Annotated in this window: 17 protein-coding genes, 2 tRNA genes and 1 riboswitch; of the genes, 11 read left to right on the forward strand and 8 right to left on the reverse strand. The window is 58.7% G+C overall.

What is annotated here, in order from left to right; translation table 11 throughout:
* The first annotated feature begins 83 nt into the window (after nt 1-83).
* The 5 genes from rpsA (at nt 84) to pyrF (ending at nt 4544) form a co-directional block, all read left to right on the forward strand.
* On the forward strand, nt 84-1775 hold the full coding sequence (rpsA, locus tag BG841_RS12980; RefSeq protein ID WP_070058040.1) for a 30S ribosomal protein S1: 1692 nt from the start codon (nt 84-86) through the stop codon (nt 1773-1775).
* Nucleotides 1776-1903: 128 nt separating this feature from the next.
* Nucleotides 1904-2200, forward strand: a complete 297-nt coding sequence (locus tag BG841_RS12985) for an integration host factor subunit beta (protein ID WP_070058041.1) — start codon at nt 1904-1906, stop codon at nt 2198-2200.
* 101 nt (nt 2201-2301) lie between these two features.
* Entirely contained in the window at nt 2302-2604 is a 303-nt protein-coding gene (locus tag BG841_RS12990) for a lipopolysaccharide assembly protein LapA domain-containing protein (protein ID WP_070058042.1), read from the forward strand.
* Nucleotides 2604-3773, forward strand: a complete 1170-nt coding sequence (lapB, locus tag BG841_RS12995; RefSeq protein ID WP_070058043.1) for a lipopolysaccharide assembly protein LapB — start codon at nt 2604-2606, stop codon at nt 3771-3773. Before BG841_RS12990 ends, lapB begins: the two co-directional genes overlap by 1 nt.
* Before the next feature lie 60 nt (nt 3774-3833).
* Entirely contained in the window at nt 3834-4544 is a 711-nt protein-coding gene (pyrF, locus tag BG841_RS13000) for an orotidine-5'-phosphate decarboxylase (RefSeq protein WP_074454349.1), read from the forward strand.
* Between the two features lie 89 nt (nt 4545-4633).
* On the opposite strand, the gene BG841_RS13005 is transcribed toward pyrF, so the two are convergent.
* Nucleotides 4634-4709: transfer RNA gene (locus BG841_RS13005), tRNA-Asn, on the reverse strand.
* A 69-nt stretch (nt 4710-4778) separates the two neighbouring features.
* On the reverse strand, nt 4779-5963 hold the full coding sequence (locus BG841_RS13010; protein WP_070058044.1) for a pyridoxal phosphate-dependent aminotransferase: 1185 nt from the start codon (nt 5961-5963) through the stop codon (nt 4779-4781).
* Nucleotides 5964-6118: 155 nt separating this feature from the next.
* On the opposite strand from BG841_RS13010, the gene uvrB reads away from it, so the two are divergent.
* A complete protein-coding gene (uvrB, locus tag BG841_RS13015; RefSeq protein ID WP_070058045.1) occupies nt 6119-8179 on the forward strand; it encodes an excinuclease ABC subunit UvrB in 2061 nt (686 codons plus the stop codon).
* Here the strand turns inward: uvrB and BG841_RS13020 are convergent.
* Complete coding sequence (locus BG841_RS13020) at nt 8151-9314, reverse strand: GNAT family N-acetyltransferase/peptidase C39 family protein (protein ID WP_070058046.1); 1164 nt, start codon at nt 9312-9314, stop codon at nt 8151-8153. The genes uvrB and BG841_RS13020 overlap by 29 nt on opposite strands.
* 204 nt (nt 9315-9518) lie before the next feature.
* Here BG841_RS13020 and BG841_RS13025 point away from each other — a divergent pair, with 204 nt between their 5' ends.
* Nucleotides 9519-11018, forward strand: a complete 1500-nt coding sequence (locus BG841_RS13025) for a RimK family protein (RefSeq protein ID WP_070058047.1) — start codon at nt 9519-9521, stop codon at nt 11016-11018.
* On the opposite strand, the gene BG841_RS13030 is transcribed toward BG841_RS13025, so the two are convergent.
* On the reverse strand, nt 11015-12205 hold the full coding sequence (locus BG841_RS13030) for a cation diffusion facilitator family transporter (RefSeq protein ID WP_070058048.1): 1191 nt from the start codon (nt 12203-12205) through the stop codon (nt 11015-11017). The two genes, BG841_RS13025 and BG841_RS13030, sit on opposite strands and share 4 nt — an antisense overlap.
* 415 nt (nt 12206-12620) lie before the next feature.
* Here BG841_RS13030 and BG841_RS13035 point away from each other — a divergent pair, with 415 nt between their 5' ends.
* Nucleotides 12621-13649, forward strand: a complete 1029-nt coding sequence (locus BG841_RS13035) for a quinone-dependent dihydroorotate dehydrogenase (RefSeq protein ID WP_070058049.1) — start codon at nt 12621-12623, stop codon at nt 13647-13649.
* Between the two features lie 206 nt (nt 13650-13855).
* Here the strand turns inward: BG841_RS13035 and rmf are convergent, their stop codons facing one another.
* On the reverse strand, nt 13856-14074 hold the full coding sequence (gene rmf / locus BG841_RS16555; RefSeq protein WP_074454350.1) for a ribosome modulation factor: 219 nt from the start codon (nt 14072-14074) through the stop codon (nt 13856-13858).
* 335 nt (nt 14075-14409) lie between these two features.
* Between rmf and rlmKL the strand changes: the two genes are divergently transcribed.
* Entirely contained in the window at nt 14410-16584 is a 2175-nt protein-coding gene (rlmKL, locus tag BG841_RS13040; protein WP_070058050.1) for a bifunctional 23S rRNA (guanine(2069)-N(7))-methyltransferase RlmK/23S rRNA (guanine(2445)-N(2))-methyltransferase RlmL, read from the forward strand.
* 21 nt (nt 16585-16605) lie between these two features.
* On the opposite strand, the gene BG841_RS13045 is transcribed toward rlmKL, so the two are convergent.
* Nucleotides 16606-17091 (reverse strand): hypothetical protein, encoded by a 486-nt coding sequence (locus BG841_RS13045; RefSeq protein ID WP_070058051.1) that lies wholly within the window; start codon nt 17089-17091, stop codon nt 16606-16608.
* Between the two features lie 132 nt (nt 17092-17223).
* Between BG841_RS13045 and BG841_RS13050 the strand changes: the two genes are divergently transcribed.
* Nucleotides 17224-18519, forward strand: a complete 1296-nt coding sequence (locus BG841_RS13050) for a M18 family aminopeptidase (RefSeq protein ID WP_070058830.1) — start codon at nt 17224-17226, stop codon at nt 18517-18519.
* Between the two features lie 69 nt (nt 18520-18588).
* Here BG841_RS13050 and BG841_RS13055 read toward each other — a convergent pair.
* Nucleotides 18589-18664: transfer RNA gene (locus BG841_RS13055), tRNA-Asn, on the reverse strand.
* Nucleotides 18665-18767: 103 nt separating this feature from the next.
* Between BG841_RS13055 and BG841_RS13060 the strand changes: the two genes are divergently transcribed.
* Nucleotides 18768-19799, forward strand: a complete 1032-nt coding sequence (locus tag BG841_RS13060; protein WP_083260261.1) for a YheT family hydrolase — start codon at nt 18768-18770, stop codon at nt 19797-19799.
* Nucleotides 19800-19829: 30 nt separating this feature from the next.
* Here BG841_RS13060 and BG841_RS13065 read toward each other — a convergent pair whose 3' ends face one another.
* Nucleotides 19830-21074 carry a D-amino acid dehydrogenase gene (locus tag BG841_RS13065; protein ID WP_070058052.1) on the reverse strand — a complete coding sequence of 415 codons (1245 nt, stop codon included), beginning with the start codon at nt 21072-21074 and terminating at the stop codon, nt 19830-19832.
* Nucleotides 21075-21238: 164 nt separating this feature from the next.
* A riboswitch (glycine riboswitch) is annotated at nt 21239-21337 on the reverse strand.
* Nucleotides 21338-21425: the final 88 nt, after the last annotated feature.

Raw genomic sequence — 21425 nt, forward strand, 5'->3', positions numbered from 1 at the left:
AGCCTTGGCCGTAATCAGTTCATAAATCACAGACCGTGTCGCTGACAACACGGAGTACTTGCGTTGATCACATAGGACATATAATGAGCGAGAGCTTTGCGGATCTATTTGAAGAAAGCCTAAAAGAAATTGACATGCAACCGGGTTCCATCGTCCAGGGAACCGTTGTTGATATCGACCACGACTGGGTAACTGTCCACGCCGGTCTGAAGTCTGAAGGTGTCATTCCTGCTTCCCAGTTCCTGAACGAAAAGGGTGAGCTGGATGTTGAAATTGGCGATACAGTTGACGTAGCTCTCGACGCTGTTGAAGACGGTTTCGGTGAAACCCGTCTGTCCCGTGAAAAAGCCAAGCGCGCTGAGGCCTGGAAGGTTCTTGAGAAATCTTTCGAAGCCGAAGAAGTCGTCAAAGGCGTGATCAACGGCAAGGTCAAGGGTGGCTTCACAGTCGATCTGTCCGGCATCCGTGCCTTCCTGCCGGGCTCACTGGTAGACGTTCGTCCGGTACGCGACACTGCGCACCTGGAGAACAAAGAGCTCGAATTCAAGGTCATCAAACTCGACCAGAAGCGCAACAACGTGGTGGTCTCACGTCGTGCGGTACTGGAAGCCGAAAACAGCGCCGAGCGTGATGCATTGCTTGAGACCCTGACCGAAGGTCTGGAAATCAAGGGTATCGTCAAGAACCTGACCGATTACGGTGCGTTTGTTGATCTGGGCGGTGTGGATGGTCTGTTGCACATCACCGACATGGCGTGGAAGCGCATCAAGCATCCGAGCGAAATTGTTAACGTTGGTGACGAGATCAACGTCAAGGTCCTGAAATTCGACCGTGAGCGTAACCGTGTATCCCTGGGTCTGAAGCAGCTGGGCGAAGATCCCTGGGTTGACATCAAAGGCCGTTACCCCGAAGGCAGCCGCGTCCAGGCGCGGGTGACCAACCTGACCGATTACGGTTGCTTTGCAGAGCTGGAAGAAGGGGTCGAGGGTCTGGTTCACGTATCCGAAATGGATTGGACCAACAAGAACATCCATCCTTCAAAAGTCGTTCAGGTGGGCGATGAAGTAGAGGTGATGATTCTGGACATCGATGAAGAGCGTCGTCGTATTTCCCTGGGTATCAAGCAGTGCGTTTCCAACCCGTGGGAAGACTTCTCCGGTAACTTCAACAAGGGTGACCGCATTTCCGGTAAGATCAAGTCAATCACCGACTTTGGTATCTTTATCGGTCTGGATGGCGGCATCGACGGTCTGGTTCACCTGTCCGATATCAGCTGGAACGAAACCGGTGAAGAAGCGGTACGTGAATACAAGAAGGGTGACGAGGTTGATACCGTGATCCTGTCTGTTGATCCGGAGCGTGAGCGTATTTCTCTGGGAATCAAGCAGCTTGAAAACGACCCGTTTGCCGAGTTTGTGCAGCTGAACGACAAGGGTTCTATCGTGAAAGGTGTGGTTTCCTCCGTGGACGCCAAAGCCGCAACGATCACCCTCAGCGATGAGGTTGAAGCCACGCTGAAAGCCTCCGAAATCAGCCGCGACCGTGTTGAAGATGCACGCAACGCGCTGAACGAAGGCGACGAAGTTGAAGCCAAGATCATCAGCATTGATCGCAAGAACCGTGTAATCAACCTGTCGGTCAAGTCGAAAGACGTGGAAGAAGACAAGCAGGCGCTGGACTCAGTTCGCAGCAAGGCCGCTGAGACTTCGGGTGCGACCACCATCGGTGATCTCATCAAGGAGCAGATGCAGCAGCAAAACGCCAACAAGGACTAAGATGACCTTGTGGTAAGAAAAAAACGGGCTGTAACAGCCCGTTTTTTTTGTGTTTTTTTTCAGTTTGGCTAAACTAGAGGCATGAAGCTGAAGGGTTGGCTTCCCTAAAAGGAAGAGGGTGTTGCCTCATGACAAAATCTGAACTGGTAGAACTGGTTGCGTCCAAGCAAACACAGCTTTCGGTCAAAGACGTCGAGCTGGCTGTAAAAACCATTATTGAGCACATGTCGCAATCGCTTTCCGAAGGGCAGCGTATCGAGATTCGCGGATTTGGCAGTTTCTCGCTGCATCACCGGGCGGCCCGGGTGGGGCGTAACCCGAAGACAGGCGAAGCGGTGCAATTGCCCGCAAAGTACGTGCCCCATTTCAAGCCTGGCAAAGAGTTGCGGGAGCAGGTGAATGAAAGCATGAAGCAGGGTTTTTAAGGCCCTTCAGCTTCCCACAGGTTGCCCGCGTGTCGGCGGGGGTGCCTGGTAGTCTAGAATACTCGCCGGATCACGCTGGTGATTCGTTTGGAGCGTGGCGTATGGCTGGATTCCAGAAAATACTGATCATCCTGTTGGTGCTGTGTTTTATTCTTCTGGCGCTGGTGTTTTCACTCAACAACCAGATGCCGGTAGCACTGAACTTTCTGTTGTTTGAGACCGGTCCCCACGGCGTTGGCCTGTGGCTCATTCTGGCGTTTGTGGCTGGCGCCCTGGTGGGTGTGTTGATGACCTTGCTGGCAACCGTCAGGGTCTCTGTGTCCCGCAGGCACTTGCAGAAGCGCCTGACCCGTGCCGAGCAAGAACTGGAAAAGAGCAAAAACCAGACCCCCCGGGTACTTTGATGGAGTTAGTGTCTCAGTGGTTGCTGCTGACGGCCGCTGTTGCTTTGGGGTGGCTGGCCGGCCGGTTCGGACGCTCCGGTGTCCAATCCCGTCAAGTGATCTCCGATGAGGGTTCAGTGCGGGATCGTCTGCAGTTTCTGTTTACCAATTACTCCGATCAGGCGGTCGAAAACTTTGTGGAATCCCTGGCGGTTAACAGCGATACCGTCAGCCTGCATCTGTCCATTGGCGCGCATTTCCGGCACAAGGGGGAGACCGATCGCGCCATTGTGATTCATCAGAACCTGTTGGCTCGTCCTGAGCTGCCCACCCGCTATTCCCCGCAGGTAACTATGGAGCTGGCGCTGGATTATCTGGCGGCGGGCCTGCTGGATCGGGCCGAGGCCCTGTTGCATGAACTGATGGGGGATTCTGACTACGGCCACCGGGCGGCGATGCAATTGATCGAAGTGTATCAGCAGCAAAAAGAGTGGGCCAACGCCCGCAAGGTTGCGGTGGCGCTGCAGGGGAAGAGTCAGGATCCCGGCATCAAGACCATGCTGGCACACATCACCTGTGAGCTAGCGGAAGAGGCCATCGCCCGGGACGACCGCTGGGGCGCGCAAAAATACGTTAAGGAAGCGCTGGACTATGATCGCGCCTGCGCCCGTGCCTCGTTTATAATGGCAACCTTGTTGCAGCGTCAGGGGAGTTACAAGGACGCGACCGCCCAGTATTTTAAAGTGTTCGAACAGAATCCTGAATTCGGGTCTGACGCCGTGGACGGCGTCATGGCGATTGAGCGGGAGCACGGCGATCCCCGAAAGCTGGTCAGACGGTTGCGCAAGCTTTACGCCCGCTGGCCCAGTACCACCCTGCTGCTGGCGCTGGTAAAGTGCGTCGAGCAGGCGTCCACCCGGCCGGTTGCCATAGAGCTGTTGCGTGAAGAGCTGGAAAAACGTCCCAGCGTCGGTGGCCTGCTGCGCCTGGTGGAAATGGCCGGCTACGAAAAAGGCATGACCACAGACGAGGGGCGGCTCATCAGCCGGATCGGTGAGATGCTGCTGATCAACCGGCCGGTTTACCGGTGTGTCAGTTGCGGTTTTTCGGGTCAGCAGCTGCATTGGCTGTGCCCCAGTTGCAAGCAGTGGGAAACCGTCAGGCCCATTCAGGGGGTCGAAGCCGAGTAGCGGCCAGAACCAATCACTTCACCGACAGTTACACCGTCCCAGCAAAGAGAGACAGCTATTTTGCAAATTTCACATGACCCGAAAATCATTGTCGCGCTTGATTTCCCGTCCGAGATGCCTGCTCTGGCGCTGGTGGATCGGTTGGATCCGTCGCTGTGCCGCCTGAAGGTGGGCAAGGAGTTGTTTACCCGGTCCGGTCCGGCGCTGGTGAGCACCCTGCAAGACAGAGGGTTTGAGGTGTTTCTCGACCTGAAGTTTCACGACATACCCAACACGGCTTCGGCGGCGGTCGCGGCAGCCGCCGATCTGGGCGTGTGGATGGTCAACGTGCATGCCTCCGGTGGTGAGGCCATGATGACCGCCTGCCGTGAACGCCTGGAGACGTTTGGTGCGCAGCGGCCGTTGCTGATCGCGGTAACGGTGTTGACCAGTATGACGGCGGCCGATCTCGCCGGCATTGGTATCACCGATACACCGGAAGCTCAGGTATCCCGTCTTGCGGCGTTAACCAGCGCCTGTGGGTTGGACGGGGTGGTGTGTTCCGCACAGGAAGCAGTCAAGCTGAAAGCCGAGCAGGGCGCCGGCTTCAAGCTGATTACACCGGGTATAAGACCGCTTGCAACGGACCAGGGCGATCAGTCGCGCATCATGACGCCGGCAGCGGCTGTAAAAGCCGGGAGTGATTACCTGGTGGTGGGCCGGCCAATCACCCAGGCGGCTGACCCCCTGGTGGCTCTGGAGGCCGTCCACAAGGAGATAGCGGGGCTGTAGCGCCCGCTTCCCTCCGGTTGCCCGGCCGGTGCGCTGGCGCGGGCAAAAAAAAAGCCGCTGATTCGATGAATCAGCGGCTTTTTGAATAGTGGCTCCCCGAGCTGGGCTCGAACCAGCGACAAACGGATTAACAGTCCGGTGCTCTACCAACTGAGCTATCGGGGAACATCGTCAGCAGTGACGAGGCGCGTATATTAAGCATCGCGGAGCGCCCCGTCAAGCCCCTTTCAGGTTTTAGTTAAGAGCCTTCTGCAATCGGGCGATGGCTTCCTTCAGAATATCCAGGCTGGTCGCGAAGCTCAGGCGCATATGGCCCGGCACCCCGAAGGCGGACCCGGGCACCAGCGCCACGCCTGCCTCTTGCAACAGTTTTTCGGCCAGTTCCACATCGCTGCTCACCCCGTTGTCAGCGGCAATGACTTCGTGAAAGCTGGGGAATACATAGAAGGTACCATCGCCCTGCAGGCAATGAACGCCCGGCAGAGTGTTCAGGGCTTCCACCAGATAGTCGTGGCGCTCCTTGAATGCCTTTACCATTTCGCCGACGCACTCCTGTGGGCCGTCCAGGGCGGCCTGCGCGGCGGCCTGCGAGATCGATGCCGGGTTGGAGGTGCTCTGCGACTGGATCTTCTTCATTGCGCCAATCACCCGGGCCGGACCCGCGGCGTAACCGATTCGCCAGCCTGTCATCGCATAGGCTTTGGAGACCCCGTTGAGAACGAAGGTGCGGTCATACAGCTCAGGGGTGGTGTTCAGAATGTTGCAGAAGGGCTCATCGGACCACAGAATCGGTTCGTACATATCGTCGGTGGCGATCATCACCTGCGGGTGTTTTTTCAACACCTCGCCAAGGGCGGTCAGTTCGTCCCGTGTATAGGCCATGCCGCTCGGATTGGAGGGGCTGTTAATCACGAACAACCGAGTACGGGGGGTGATGGCAGCTTCCAGTTGCGCGGCTGAAATTTTAAAACGGCTGTCGGCGTTGGTTTCGAGGATGACCGGTTTGCCCTCGGCGACCAGCACCATGTCGGGGTAGGAGACCCAGTAGGGCGCCGGAATAATCGCTTCGTCACCGGGGTTCAGGACGGCCAGCGCCAAATTGAAAAAGCTTTGCTTGCCGCCGCCGGAGACCAGAATCTGGTTGGGCTCGTAGCTCAGGCCGTTATCCCGTTTGAACTTGGCGATGATCGCCTGTTTCAGAGCGGGCGTGCCGTCCACGGCAGTGTACTTGGTCTGGCCGGAACTGATCGCTTCAATGGCAGCGTTTTTGATATGATCTGGCGTATCAAAGTCTGGCTCACCGGCACCAAGGCCGATTATGTCGTGACCTGCTGCCCGCAGCTCTGCCGCTTTATTGGTGACGGCGAGGGTGGGGGATGGTTTGATTGACTGAACTCGGGTAGATAGTGGAAGGTCCAAACTTGCGCTCCTTAAAGCTGCCTTTGAAAGGTCTCACGTCGGCGCTCTGGATCAGAGTAACAGACGCTAATCAAGCAAATGTTATCACGAAGGTGGCAGGACAATAAATTGAGTTGTGCCGTTAACTACCCTTACCCGGAGGTCTGACCGCTATCATGTCGATAAATGATTCTGCCGATAAAAGACGCAGGTGTGCCTTCAAGGTCAATTCGCCGTTCGAACCCGCCGGTGATCAGCCCGCCGCCATAGAGGAATTGGTGGAGGGTATTGATTCCGGGTTGGCGCACCAGACCCTGCTGGGTGTGACCGGTTCCGGCAAAACCTTTACCATCGCCAAGGTGATCGAGCGGGTGCAGCGCCCCACCATCGTGATGGCCCATAACAAAACCCTGGCGGCTCAGCTGTACGGCGAGTTCAAGGAGTTTTTCCCCGACAACGCGGTGGAATATTTCGTTTCCTATTACGATTACTACCAGCCGGAAGCCTACGTGCCGTCCTCGGACATGTTTATTGAGAAAGACGCGTCCATAAACGAGCACATCGAGCAGATGCGCCTGTCCGCCACCAAGGCCCTGCTGGAGCGCTCCGACGCTATTATCGTGGCAACGGTATCGGCGATTTACGGGTTGGGTGACCCGCAGTCCTATCTCAAAATGATGTTGCATCTGGACCGTGGCGATCAGATTGACCAGCGCACTATTCTGCGTCGGCTGGCGGAGTTGCAGTACACCCGCAACGATATCGAGTTTCACCGGGCCAACTACCGGGTGCGGGGGGACGTGATCGATGTGTTCCCGGCAGAATCCGAAAAGGAAGCCGTGCGCATCGAGTTGTTCGATGATGAAGTCGAGCAGCTGAGTTATTTTGACCCCCTCACCGGTGAAGTGTTCAACCGCGTGCCCCGGGTGACCATCTACCCAAAATCCCATTATGTGACCCCCCGGCAGACGGTGATAGATGCGGTGGACAGCATCAAACTGGAACTCGATCAGCGGCTGACACGGCTGCGCGATAACCACCGGCTGGTGGAAGCGCAGCGACTGGAAGAGCGCACCCGTTACGATATGGAGATGATGCTGGAGCTGGGATACTGCAACGGCATTGAAAACTACTCCCGCTACCTGTCGGGCCGCGAGCCGGGGTCGCCGCCGCCGACGCTGTTCGATTACCTGCCTGCCGATGCGCTCTTGGTGGTGGACGAATCCCACGTGACCATCCCTCAGATTGGCGCCATGTTCAAAGGCGACCGCTCCCGTAAGGAAACCCTGGTTGAGTACGGCTTCCGGCTGCCGTCCGCGCTGGATAACCGGCCCATGCGCTTTGATGAATGGGAGCGGATTGCCCCGCAGATGATCTTTGTATCCGCCACCCCGAGCCAGTACGAAGCCGAGCATGCCGGTCAGATCGTTGAGCAGGTGGTACGGCCTACCGGGCTGCTGGATCCGGTCCTGGAAGTGCGCCCGGCCAGCACTCAGGTGGACGACCTGCTGTCGGAAATCCACGCGCGGGTGGCGGTGCAGGAACGGGTGCTGGTCACCACACTGACCAAGCGCATGGCCGAAGATCTGACTGATTTTCTGATGGAGCACGACATCCGCGTGCGTTATCTGCACTCCGACATAGATACCGTCGAGCGGGTGCAGATCATCCGGGATTTGCGCCAGGGCGCGTTCGACGTGTTGGTGGGCATCAACCTGCTGCGTGAGGGCCTGGACATGCCGGAAGTGTCGTTGGTGGCCATTCTGGATGCGGATAAGGAAGGCTTTTTGCGCTCCGAGCGGTCCCTGATTCAGACCATTGGCCGGGCGGCGCGGAATATTAACGGCAAGGCCATTCTGTACGGCGATCACATTACCGGCTCCATGCAGCGAGCCATTGACGAGACCGGGCGCCGGCGCAGCAAACAGGAAGCCCATAACCAGGCCCACGGCATAACCCCCGCCGGGCTGAACAAAGCCGTCCCCGACATCATGGAAGGTGCACCCGGCAGCGGGCGGGGCCGCCAGCGGGCCGAGCGCCCGGGGGTGAAGGCCGCCGAGGAAGCCGCGTTTTACCAGGCCAAGGTGGCCGGGCGCACACCGGCGGAAGTGCTTAAGGACATCGCCAGGCTCGAGGACGAAATGTACAAGGCGGCCGCCGAACTCGATTTTGAAGCTGCCGCCCGTTTGCGGGATGAGATTGCGGTGCTCAAAGAGGCTGCCCTGCGGGTCGGTTAGCAAAGCCTCGTTTGGGGCCGACAACCACGGCCGCCTGCAGGGGTTGCTGGCGGCCGTAGCGGGACATGCGGTTGAACACCTTGCGGTCAATGGGCAGATGTTGTTTGTCGGCGATGGTATCGCCCTCTTCAAGGTCAATCTCGGGGTCGTGCAGATACACGAACTGCTCGTCGAGCGCACAAACGGTGACCCAGTGAGGAACGCGGCTGCGGTTCAGTTGCCAGGTGCTGATCAGGATCACCGGTATCCGCCCGGCTTTCAGCGCTTGCTCCATATCGTCCAGGGATAAAGGGTTGTGATGCAGGGCAATGTCGGTACTACGGATGTCCTGCAAAAAGCCTTCGTGCACCAGTTTCAATACCCGTTTCTTGTCTTCGCTGCGCACCGTATCCCGGAACAGCGCCCCTTCCTTGCTGATGTACGCACGGACTTCGAACCCACGGTGCCAGGCCGACAGGGCCAATCCATGAGGTCCGCAGCCGCCATGTCCGGCGAGCATGAAAATGGTGGTCGCTTCACGCCAGATCTTCAGTTCTTCCAGGGTGGTCAGGGGTTGGTGTTGGTCCAGCGCGGCCATGGCCATCATCAGCGCCGCCGGGCCACAGGAAAAGTCCGTGGTCTGGGGATAGTAGGGCACGGGCGGGAACGCCTGTTGGGGCTCGTAAAAAAGAATCCGGCGCTCAAAGCGCAACGCCGTACCGCGGTCCTGGTAATAATCCCGATAGGTGCCGAACTGGCGATACCCCAGGCGGCGGTACAGGTGGATCGCCGCCGGGTTATCGTCGCGCACCTCCAGGCGCATTATAATCCGGCCGGCATCCACCGCCTGCTGTTCAGCCTCGCGCACCAGAAGTTCACCGACGCCCATACCGCGGATGTGGGGTGCTACGGCAATGGAATAAATGCGCGCCAGGCGAGTGGCGGCGTTCATTAATACCAGGCAATAGCCGGCAAGTTCACCCAGATGTTCAGCGACAATCAAGCGATCCCGAGGCATGTCGAGAAAACGCCGAAAACTGCGACGGGAGATACGATCTTCATGGAAACACCGGGCTTCAAGGGCAATCAGGCCGGGCAGGTCCTGCACATTGGCGAGCCTGGTCGTCGGTGGGCACTGGACGTCGGGGAAGTTCATGATGGTGGCTGGCTCAACCTCAGCTGCGAATCTTCATTATGGAGGTGATTTTGCCCGCCGCATAGCGGCTATTGATGAGTAAATTTACGCACCAGCGAGTGATTGTGGTGATGGGCAAGCGAGCGTATTCTGACGATTTTCCGGCCAGGTATTGTCCCCGCCAGCTCGCTCCGGGTTTGCCGTTTCAAGGAAGGGTAACCGTTTATGTCCCGTTTGCTTCTGATTGTGGATCAGGCCCAGGATTGGGCACCGTATTACCCCAGTGAAGACGTCCTGACATTTGATCAGTACCTCACCTTCTCAACCTCCCCATCCACCCGCGTGCGCGTGCTCAATCTGTGCCAGAGTGCCCGCTACCTCAGCCGGGGCTATTATTGTTCGTTACTGGCGGAGGCGCGGGGGCATCACGTGGTGCCGTCGGTCATGACCCTGAACGACCTGTCGCGTAAGGCATTGTTTACACTGCAGCTTGAAGAGCTGGAAGCGGGCGTGGTGCAGTGGCTGGATCAGGCCGGAGCGGCATTGAAACCTGGTGCCGACGAGCGGGGCGCGAGTCACGAAGTGCGCATCAAAACCTACTTCGGTCAGGTGCAGGAAGCAGCCTTGAAGCCGGTTGCCCGGTTGTTGTTCGAACGATTCCCGTGCCCGGTGCTGGAAGTGGTGTTCAGGTATCGCAGAAGCTGGCAGATCGCGTCCATGAAACCCGCGTCCCCGGCGGAGCTGACGGAGTCGGAGCAGGACAGTTTTGCCGCCGCTCTGGATCGGTTCAGCAGCATCGTGTGGCGCAAACCCCGTACCCGGCGCCGGTATCGATTCGATCTGGCGGTACTGGTCAACCCGGATGAAACCATGCCGCCCAGCGACCCGGTGGCACTGCAGCGTTTTGCAAGGGCGGGCCGTAAACTGGGGATCAACGTTGAGCAGATCACCAGGCGGGATTACATGCGATTGCCGGAATACGACGGGCTGTTTATTCGTGCAACCACGGCCATAGACCATCACACCTTTCGATTCGCCCGCAAAGCCGAAGCCGAAGGGTTGGTGGTGATTGATGACCCGACCTCTATCCTCAAGTGCACCAACAAAGTGTTTCTGGCCGACCTGTTGAAAAATCACCGGGTGCCCGCGCCGAAAACCCTGATTCTGTCGAAAGATCACAAAGACACCGTGCAACGGGTTGTATCGGAACTTGGTTTGCCGGCGGTGGTGAAAATTCCCGATGGTGCCTTTTCCCGCGGCGTGATCAAGGCCACCGATGAGGGGAGTCTGCGTGCCGGGTTGAAAGAACTGTTTCGGCAATCCGCGCTGGTGCTGGCTCAGGAATACTTTTTTACCGAGTATGACTGGCGGATCGGAGTGCTGGGCGGGCGGGCTATTTATGCCTGCAAGTATTTTATGGTGAAAGGGCATTGGCAGATCTACCAGCACGGCGTCAATCCGAACCCCGACAGCGGTGACTTTGTCACCCTGCCGACCTACGAAGTGCCGAAACAGGTGATTCAGGCGGCGCTCAATGCCACCCGGCTGATCGGTAACGGCCTGTACGGGGTGGATATCAAGCAGGCTGGTAGCCGTGTTGCGGTGATTGAAGTCAATGACAACCCCAGCATTGATGCCGGGGTCGAAGACCTGTTTTTGGGCGGGGAACTCTACACGCTGATCATGCAGGAATTCCTTGCCCGCATGGAGGCAAATCGACGCTAGTCGTCGGCGGAGGTCTGGTCGGTGTGGGGTGGCACCCATACCAGCAGGCTGCCAAACCAGGATTCAGCGGCGAACGCCTGCTCCATCAGCGCTATTTGTGCGCGCTTGTCGCGCTCGAAAGGCGTTTCCAGAAACAGTTCCAGATCCACCCGGTTGTCCAGATAGTGGAGGCTCAACCGCTTGCTGGGGAGCCGGGTGCCCAGGTGATGCTCGATCCGGCCCTCGATTTCGCTGCGATTGGGCAAGCGTACCGAGGTGGGGCGACTGGATTCATCGTCTTCGGCGTCGATGTGGATGCTGATCAGGCTGATGTCCGGGCACTGCTCGCGCATGCGCACGACGACGTGCTGACCGATCTGGTGGCCTTCAGACACGCTGATATCCGAATCAACCTGGATGTGCACATCCAGCAGAATATCCTGACTCATCCGTCGGCTGCGCAGGGTGTGGACGCTGTGGACGCCTTCGGTGGTTTCCGCGATCGCGGTCAGTTCAGTGATCTCTGCTTCGGACAACCCGGTGTCCACCAGTTCCTTGACGCTGTCCCAGGTGAATTTCCAGCCCACCCAGCCCACGATCAACGCCACTGCGACCGCCGCCAGCGCATCCAGCCAGATAAAGCCAAGCATGGCACCAATGGTGGAGAACACCACGATGACGGACGAAAACGCATCGGTGCGGCTGTGCCAGGCGTTGGCGACAATCAGGTCAGAACGGATGGCCAGGCCGACCCGCCGAGTGTAATGGTAAATCCATTCTTTGCTGCCCACCGAGATCAGGGCGATTGCCAGCACCGGCCATTCGGGAAGTTCCAGAGATTGCGGGTGCGCCAGGCGGGAAACGTTGTCCCAGGCCAGGATCGCGGCCACCGCAATCAGGGTGCTGCCCAGCAGCATGGTGCCTAAAGTTTCATAGCGCTGATGTCCGTAGGGGTGACACTGGTCGGGGCCCCGCCGTGCGGCTTTCATGATCCCCAAAACCACCAGATCCGAAAACACATCGGAAAAGGAGTGCACGCCATCGACCACCAGAGCCTGGGAATGAAACAGAACGCCTACTATGCACTTGAACAGACCCAGGGCGGCGTCCAGCAACATGCCCACCAGCGTCACCCGGGAAGCCGCCTTCAACTCGGCCGCGTGCTGGGCATCTCTATCGGGAAGTGCGTGGGAGGGAACAACATCCATAGGGGAGCTCCAAGTATCGTCATACCGCTGAACCGGACGGGAATCAAGCCCGGTTGTGTTTATTTATGCACACTCACAGCCACGGCCAATAACCTTAGCACAACTGGGCCCGATAGGGGGTTGTGGCAATGTGAGCATGACAGGTTGTTGATTTAAAGAGATTTTACAGTTGGTCAAAAAATGATCAATTTGTGTTTGGGCGCGGTCTGTAAGGGGTAGCCTTTAGTCCCACGGTATTTTCAACAGACTTATCCACAGATTCCGTGGAAAAGATTGCCAGCCCTTCATCCGACAATCAGTTAGCCATAGCCCGGGATTGGTGAGGGCGTCTGTGGAAAACTTTCGGTATACTCGCCGCACCCATTCGTTACCCTCGATCGACACCAAACCGGCTTCATTGCAAGGAGTTATATAGATGTACGGCCTTATCCGCAACCTGCTATTCCGTCTGCCAGCAGAACGCGCGCACCACGTCGCGCTGTCCGGTCTGGATAAGGCACATAATCTGGGCGTACTGAAGGCATTCACCAAAGAGATAACGCCCCTGCCGGTGACCGTCATGGGGCTGGAGTTTCCCAATCCGGTGGGCCTTGCCGCCGGCTTGGATAAAAACGCGGAGCATGTGGACGCACTGGGTGCGCTGGGATTCGGATTTATTGAAGTGGGTACGGTCACGCCGCTGTCCCAGCCGGGTAATCCACAGCCGCGGATGTTCCGGTTGCCCGAACACGGGGCCATCATCAACCGGATGGGTTTCAACAATGAAGGCCTGGATTACCTGTTGAACAACCTGGCAAGGCAGCGCTACCGGGGCATTTTGGGAATAAACGTCGGTAAAAACAAAGACACGCCGGCGGACCAGGCCGAAGCGGATTACCGCAAGGGTATAGCGGCGGTCTACAGTCGGGCGGACTACATCGCCGTCAATGTGTCCTCGCCCAACACGCCGGGTCTGCGGGATCTGCAGTTTGGCGATTCCTTCCGGCAGTTGTTGGCGGCGATCAAGGAAGAGCAGCGGGTGCAGGCGGAGGCACAGGGAAAATACGTTCCGGTCGCGGTCAAGATTGCGCCGGACATGGATGATGCCGAAATACGTTTTGTGGCCCAGTCCTTGAGAGACGCGGAGATCGACGGGGTAATAGCCACCAACACCACGGTATCCCGCGACGCCGTGGCCGGGCATCGGTTTGCCACGGAGGCGGGCGGACTCAGTGGTGAGCCGGTGCGGCTGCCATCCGTGCGGGTGATTCAGGCGCTTTACGCCGAGCTGGGTGATTCGCTGCCGATTATCGGTGTGGGTGGCATCCATGATGGCGATTCTGCGGCCGAAAAAATACGCGCCGGTGCGCGGCTGGTGCAAGTCTATACCGGGTTTATATACCGGGGGCCGGCCTTGATCGACGAAGCCGTGGCTGCTATCCGGCGTTTGGGAGAGAAGGCCTGAAATAGAACGGGCCCGCTGAGCGGGCCCGTGCGGGGTTACAACCCCGTTGCGCCTTGGCGCAGATGACGGGTCGGGTGGACCCGCTTGAGTATTCGGTCAGATTGTCAGGTTACCGTTTTCTCAGTGAAGGGGGTCTCCTGCGCACCCCGTGAGTTTTATGGAGTCAAGCCCAAGATTCAGAATAAGCGTTGAGGGCAATGTTCACATCAAGACCCTGAGGTAGACATGGTGGCCAGTCGGTGAATCCCCGACACGCCGGTCATACCTTCCCAATTGTCCGTGCGGCCTTCTCGCCATCCGCTGAGCCATTCCTGGCGTACTTCGGGCTGATCCATTGGGCAACTGTCTTTCGACTTGCCAGATCTGCCGGCTAGAAAGCCTCGTTTGAATGCACGGGCGTACATATCTCTTTTCTGTCTCTTCATGCTCTTCCTCACCTGATAGATTCAAAGAACAAGCGTGTGCGCACGCGCCAAGACCCATTATTCCCGCAGATCGGTGCCAAAGCGACGGCAATTACGATCTTGCCAGAGTGGATCAAGGCCATCAGGATCCTTAATCGGGGTGATTCATGCCCCTTACATGACGCGTCACCTACAAGGTAGGACGAATCCACAGCAAAAGTACACTACTAATTTGATATATAAAGCGCAGCGGTTATGCCGATGCGTTACACGGCAGAGTCGGTTATTATAGAGAGGCCGATGCTGAGCACGTTTGCTGCGTGACTTGGTCATTTCAGAACCCCCCGGAGTTAACCTTGTCTAAATATGTCTTTTTTGTAACCTGCCCCAAAGGGGTGGAATATCTTCTGGAAGATGAGCTGCGCAGCCTTGGTATGGAGTTGTTGCGGAATGCACCCGCTGGTGTGTGGGTGCAGGGCGATCTGGAAACCGGTTATCGCGTGTGTCTCTGGTCCCGTCTGGCAAACCGCGTGATTCTGCATCTGGCCGAGGTGGACGCCGCCACCAGCGAATCGCTTTACGAGGGGGTGTATGGCATCGACTGGCTGCAGCATTTGGCGGTGACCGGTCGCTTCAAAGTCACCTTCAGTGGCGAGAGCGAGGTTATCCGCAACACCCAGTATGGCGTTCAGAGGGTCAAAGATGCGGTCGTGGACCGTCTGCGCACCGACGATGGCCAGCGGCCGTCAGTGGATCCCAAAGATCCGGACATCACCGTCTCCGCGCGGCTCCACCGGGGCAAGCTCACCGTGGGGATCGAACTTAGCGGGACCAGTCTGCACCGGCGTGGCTACCGCACCGAAAAAGGCCTGGCCCCGCTGAAAGAGAATCTGGCCGCCGCCCTGCTCATGCGTGCCGGTTGGCCGGAAATTGCCCGGGCTGGTGGTAATTTCATCGACCCGATGTGCGGTTCGGGCACGCTGGTGATCGAAGCGGCAATGATGGCGATGGATCTGGCGCCGGGCCGCTTGCGACAAGGTTTCGGGTTTGAGCGTTGGCGGGGGCACCAGCCGGACCTGTGGCAACGGCTCCGGGAAGAGGCCGACCGCCGGGCCGCCGCCGGGCTGTCTTCCACGCGGGTGTCCATTCAGGGGTTCGATCAGGACCCTGGGGTAATCGCCACCGCATGGCGCAACATCGAGCGGGCCGGACTGGACGGACGGGTGCTGGTGGAGTGCCGGGCGCTGGACCAGTTCATTCTGGACGAAGCCAAAACCGTACAGGGGCTGGTGCTGACCAACCCCCCCTATGGTGAGCGTCTGAGCGAGCGCAAGCTGCTGGCGGGCCTGTATCAGTCTCTCGGTGAGGTGGTCAAGGAACACCTCGCCGGCTGGCGCCTGGGGGTGTTTACCGGGGTGCCCGAATTTGGCCGCTCCATCGGCCTGCGCAGTTACAAGCAGTACAAGTTATTCAACGGCAAGATACCGTCCCAGTTGTTGCTGTTTGCCATCGACAGCGCCAGTGCCATGACACCGCGGGCGCCGACCAATCCGGGCGAAGTGGCCCCCCGGATCGCCAACGAGGCGCGGGCGGCCATGCTTGCCAACCGGTTGAAGAAAAACCTGAGAACCATCGGGCAGTGGGCGAACAAACAGCACATCGAATGCTACCGGCTTTATGATGCCGACATGCCCGAATACGCCTTTGCCATCGATGTCTACCAAGACCGGGTGCACGTGCAGGAATACGCTGCCCCCAAATCCGTCGATGCCCGCGCCGCCCGTGAGCGGTTGGCGGAAGCCATGGCGGTGATTCCCGAAGTGCTGGGAATCGATCTTTCCGGAGTGGTGTGCAAAGAGCGGACCCGGCAAAGCGGCACCCAGCAGTATGAAAAACAAGCCGCCACCGGTGAGTTTTTCGAAGTTCTCGAGCACGGTTGCCGCTTGCGGGTCAACCTGAAGGATTATCTGGATACCGGGCTGTTTCTTGACCACCGTCCGGTGCGCAAATGGATTCAGGAGCAGGCCAAGGGCTTACGCTTCCTCAACCTGTTCTGTTACACCGGCACCGCCACGGTGCACGCGGCCGTGGGCGGGGCGACCCGGTCGCTGAGTCTGGACATGTCGCACACCTATGTGGGCTGGGCGCGCGAGAATCTGGCGTTGAACGGCATTGCCAGCGACCAGCACCGGGTCGAGCAGGCGGATTGCCTGAAATGGCTGGCGGAACAACCGCGGGCGGATGAGCGTTTTGACCTGATCTTCATGGACCCGCCCACCTTCTCCAACTCGGCGCGGATGCAATCCATTCTGGATATTCAGCGTGACCATGGCCGTCTGATCCGTCAGGCGATGGCGCGGCTGACCTCGGAGGGGGTGCTGGTGTTCTCCAACAACTTCCGCCGCTTCAAGCTGGACGCCGATCTCGCCGAGTTGTATCAGGTGGACGACGTCACCGCCGCCACCATCGACCGGGATTTTCAGCGCAACCCCAAAATCCATCAGTGCTGGCACATCCGTCACCCCGTGTAAGGGGCGGGCCGTGGAGCGGGCCTAGCGCCCGCCGGTGAGGCCTTCTTCCTGGGCCAGCATGAGCAGGGCGTAGACGCCGCTCTCCGGCAGCTGGGGGTCGAGGCCATTGCTGAACATGATGTCCCGGCGACGGTCTTCCAGCTCGGCGCGGTCCAGATGCGGCATCAGCTCCTCCACGTGGGCGACCTCAAAGGGACAGTCCAGGGCGACCGCGTCGAAGATCAGGTCCACCAGGATTTCATCCGGATCCAGGCCGTCTGCGTACACCGTACGGTCGGGCAAATCCTCATGGAGTACCTGGGCCAGCTCAATCAGCGGCACGCCCTGTTCGTAGAGGTAATCCAGATCCACGTCGGGCAAGGTTTCGCCATCGGGAATCCAGGCGTCATCCGGGGCGATCACCACGGTTTTCATCTGGCCGTCGTCCAGCGACCAGGCCATCGCGGTCGGGAACAGGGCATCATCTGTTTGGCAGTATTCAATGTCGAGAAAATTCGGGACAGACACGGACAACTCCAGGTGAGGTAAGATCGGACAAGCAGTGCCGGCAGGCCAAAGATCCACCCGCGCCTGCGGGCTTATTCACAGCAGGGCATCATGCCATACTGTAACAGTAATTATCAGCATATTAAGGGCATCATGGAACACCTTGAATTCAACAGGAACCTCCTGTCATTTTTGCAACAGTCACCGACCCCCTGGCACGCCGTCCGGCAGATGAGCCAACAGCTCGACCAGGCCGGTTTCACCGAGCTGGACGAACGGGAGGCGTGGCAGCTCGAAGCGGACACCGGTTACTACGTGGTGCGCAATGGCTCGTCGATGGTGGCTTTCCGTACCGGTCGGGCGAATCCCGTGTCGGCCGGCGTCCGGATGGTCGGCGCCCACTCCGACAGCCCCTGCCTGAAGGTCAAACCCAACCCGGAGTTACGCCGCAAAGGTTATTTTCAGGTCGGTGTAGAAGTCTACGGAGGTGTTCTGCTGAACCCCTGGTTTGATCGGGATCTGTCCCTGGCGGGGCGGGTGACCTACCTGAATGACGCGGGGGAGGTGGTCGACGCTCTGGTGGATTTCGAGCGTCCGATCGCGTTCATCCCCAGTCTGGCCATACATCTGGACAGGGACGCCAACAACAACCGCTCCGTGAATGCACAGACCGATCTGCCCCCGGTGCTGATGCAAGTGGGGGATGAAGACACCACCCGGTTTGATGAGGTGGTGCGCACCCAGCTGATCAAACAGCAGCCAAAAGCCGGTGTCAGTAAAATCCTCGGCTATGAGTTGAATTTTTACGATGTGCAGCCCGGCGCGCTGATTGGTCTGAATGACGAGTTCATTGCGTCGGCGCGGCTGGATAACCTGCTGAGTTGCTACGTGGGCGTGCAGGCTTTGATCGCCGCCAATGGTGAGCAGCCGGCACTGTTTGTCTGCAACGATCACGAAGAAGTGGGCAGTGTGTCGGCGGAAGGCGCCCAGGGGCCATTTTTAAAGTCGGTACTGGATCGATGGTGTGGTGCCGACCATAAAACCCGGGTAATTGCGCGTTCGATGATGGTATCTGCGGATAATGCCCACGGTGTGCACCCCAACTTCATCAGCAAGCACGATGAGAACCACGGTCCCATCATCAACCAGGGCCCGGTTATCAAGGTCAATCACAACCAGCGCTATGCCACCAATAGCCGGTCGGCGTCCTTGTACCGCCACATCAGCGATGAGTTGGGCCTGCCCCATCAGACGTTTGTGGTGCGCAGTGACATGGGGTGCGGCAGCACCATCGGTCCGCTGACCGCAGCCATGCTGGGCATCACCACCCTGGATGTTGGCGTGCCGCAATTCGGTATGCACTCCATCCGTGAGCTGGCTGGTACCCGGGACAGTTACACGCTATACCAAGTTATAACGGCCTTTATGCAGTGGCCGCAGGTTAACTAGCGCAATCTGGTCAAAAAGCGGCCATAAAAAAACCGCTACTTTAGTTAAAAGTAGCGGTTTTCGGAATAGTGGCTCCCCGAGCTGGGCTCGAACCAGCGACAAACGGATTAACAGTCCGGTGCTCTACCAACTGAGCTATCAGGGAACAGCATCAACGTGGCGGGCATATTAATGATTTTGCCGGGCGGGGTCAACCCCCTGAATTGAATGATTAATTATTGCTCAATAAATGCCAGGGACAGACACATATGATTGAGAACACAGCCCACCGATTCAGCTCCGACCCCCATCCTCTGCCCGCCGGTGTGGGTAACAAACTGTACCACTACCGTCCGCCTCGCTGGCTGCGCAACGGCCATGTGCAGTCGGTGTGGCCCACCTTGTTTCGCCGGGTGGCGCTGCTGGCCCCCACCGGAGAAATCATCAGCACTGAAGACGACGACAGTCTGCATCTGGACTGGTACCGGCAGGGCAGTGACCGCCTGGCGGTGCTCTGCCACGGGCTGGAAGGCCACAGCCGCCGGCCCTACGTGCTGGGCCTGGCACGGGCGTTATTGGCATCCGGCTGGGACGTGCTGGCGTGGAACTACCGTTCCTGTGGTGGGGTGATGAACCAGCGCCCGCAGTTTTATCACAGTGGGGCGACGGAGGATCTGCGCACCGTGGTCGCCCACGGGTTGCAGGGCGGCTACCGCTCGCTGGCGCTGTCCGGATTCAGTATGGGGGGCAATCTGGCGCTCCTGTATCTGGCGGAGGAGTCGGTGGCTAGCACGCTCGACCCCCGGATTTGTGGGGCCGTCACTTTTTCGGTGCCCTGCGATCTCGCCGGCAGTGCCGACATGCTGGCGCGCCCCAGTTGTCGTATTTACATGCAACGCTTCCTGCGGGAATTGCATTCCAAAATGACCGAAAAGGCACGGCAGTTCCCCGGCACCATCAGTGTCGACGGCTTTGCCGACATCAAAACGTTTCACGAGTTCGACGACCGCTACACCGCACCCTTGCACGGATTTGCCAGCGCGCGGGATTACTGGGCGCAATGCTCGGCGCTGGGCCGCCTGAAAGACATACGGGTCCCGGCCTTGATGCTGAATGCCGAAGACGATCCGTTTCTGTCACCGCGCTGTTTTCCACAGTCCCGCGAGATTCTGGGGCCCTGGGTCACCCTCGAGGCACCTCGCTGGGGTGGCCATGTGGGCTTTGTCGAACGCTCGCGGGATGGATACTACTGGTCCGAGCGCCGCGCTACCGCGTTTATGGATTCCCTGGCCACCCGCTGACCCCAAACCCCGCACCCTGCGGCGCTAGCGCTAGCGGGCCATGCTCACCGGTTGGCCGGTTGCCGCCGACTCCACTTCATCCGCCAGCATCTCGGCGGTGATGGCCGACAGGGTCCAGCCCAGGTGACCATGGCCGGTGTTATAGAATACCGTGGGCAGCCGCCCGGGTCCGACGCGCGGCATCATGTTGGGCAACATGGGTCGCAGGCCCGCCCAGGGGATGACCCGCCGGGTACTGACACCGGGGAAACATTGCTCGACCCAGCGGGTGAGCGGGCGAATCCGGTCATCCCGGATGTTGCGATTGTAGCCGTTGAATTCCGCCGTGCCCGCTACCCGGAAACGGGTGTCGCCCAGCCGGCTGGTCACCAGTTTGGTGGCGTCGTCCAGCAGACTGACGGTCGGGGCCGCTTGCTGTGAGGCTTCGTCTTCCAGTTCAACGGTAATGGAATAACCCTTGACCGGATAAATGTTGACCCGGTCCCCCAATTTTGCGGCCAGTGCGCGGCTGCCCACACCCGCACAAATCACGACCCCGTCGTAAGTTTCGCGGGTCTGTTGTTCGCCGTCAAAGGAGGTTACCCAGGCGTGGGACTGATCCGCATTCAGTTCGGTGACCGTGTGTCCATAGCAGGTCTTGACCCCGAGGCGCAGGATGGCTTCCGCCAGTCCGTTGGTGAATTTGTGGATATCACCGGTGGAATCGCTCTCGGTGTAGAAACCGCCGTAATAACTGCCCGCCAGGGTGGGTTCGATCGCACGCATTTCATCGGGGGTGACCGCCCGGCGCTCCAGGCCTCCTGCAGCCAGCAATTTCGACACATTCGCCGCGTGGTCGAAGTCGGCCTTGTTTCGATAGATATGCAGAATGCCCCGCTTTTTGAGGTCGAAATCAATATCTTCCTGTTGTGCCCATTCAAACAGGTAGTCACGGGCGGCAATCGCCAGGCGGGCCGTTTCGGTGGTGTTTTGTTCGTACTGGGAGATCGCGGCAATGAATTCGGCAAACCAGCTTAACTTGTGCCAGGAGGGCTTGGGGTTCACCAGCAGTGGGGCGTCATTGCGAAGCATCCACTTCATGCCCTTCATGATGGTCTGCCAGTTGTTCCAGACCTCGGCATTGGAGGCCGACAACTGACCACCGTTGGCGAAGGAGGTTTCCATCGCGGCGTAACGGTGCTTTTCGTACACGGTAACATCCAGGCCACGTTTGGCCAGAGTATAAGCGGTGGTGATACCGGTAATACCACCGCCAATTACTGCAACTCGCTTCATAACGCGCTCCAAGGGGCGTTCAGGGTTACCTTTCTGCACCGGATGTGGCAGAAAGCACCCCTTCCGTCCCTGGACCTGAGAGATTCACGTACCGTGGCAACGCCAGCGGCCGCTTGCTCCTTCGGTGTGTCGACTAACGCGGCGTCGACAGCTCTCCGGAAGTCATCGTGTTAGCGGTCCTTTTGCCTGAGAGTTTCCGGGGCAGTTGCTCCGTCGGCGCCGGTTGCACAAAAGTGGAACTCGGTCTCTCCCGCAAACACGTCGGATCTGCACTTATTGCAATCCTGCTTCGCAAGATACCAAATACCGCGCGTTGTACAACCGTTAACTGACAGAAGTGCGTGCCAATTA

It is taken from the genome of Marinobacter sp. X15-166B (assembly GCF_001752365.1).
Classification (GTDB): domain Bacteria; phylum Pseudomonadota; class Gammaproteobacteria; order Pseudomonadales; family Oleiphilaceae; genus Marinobacter.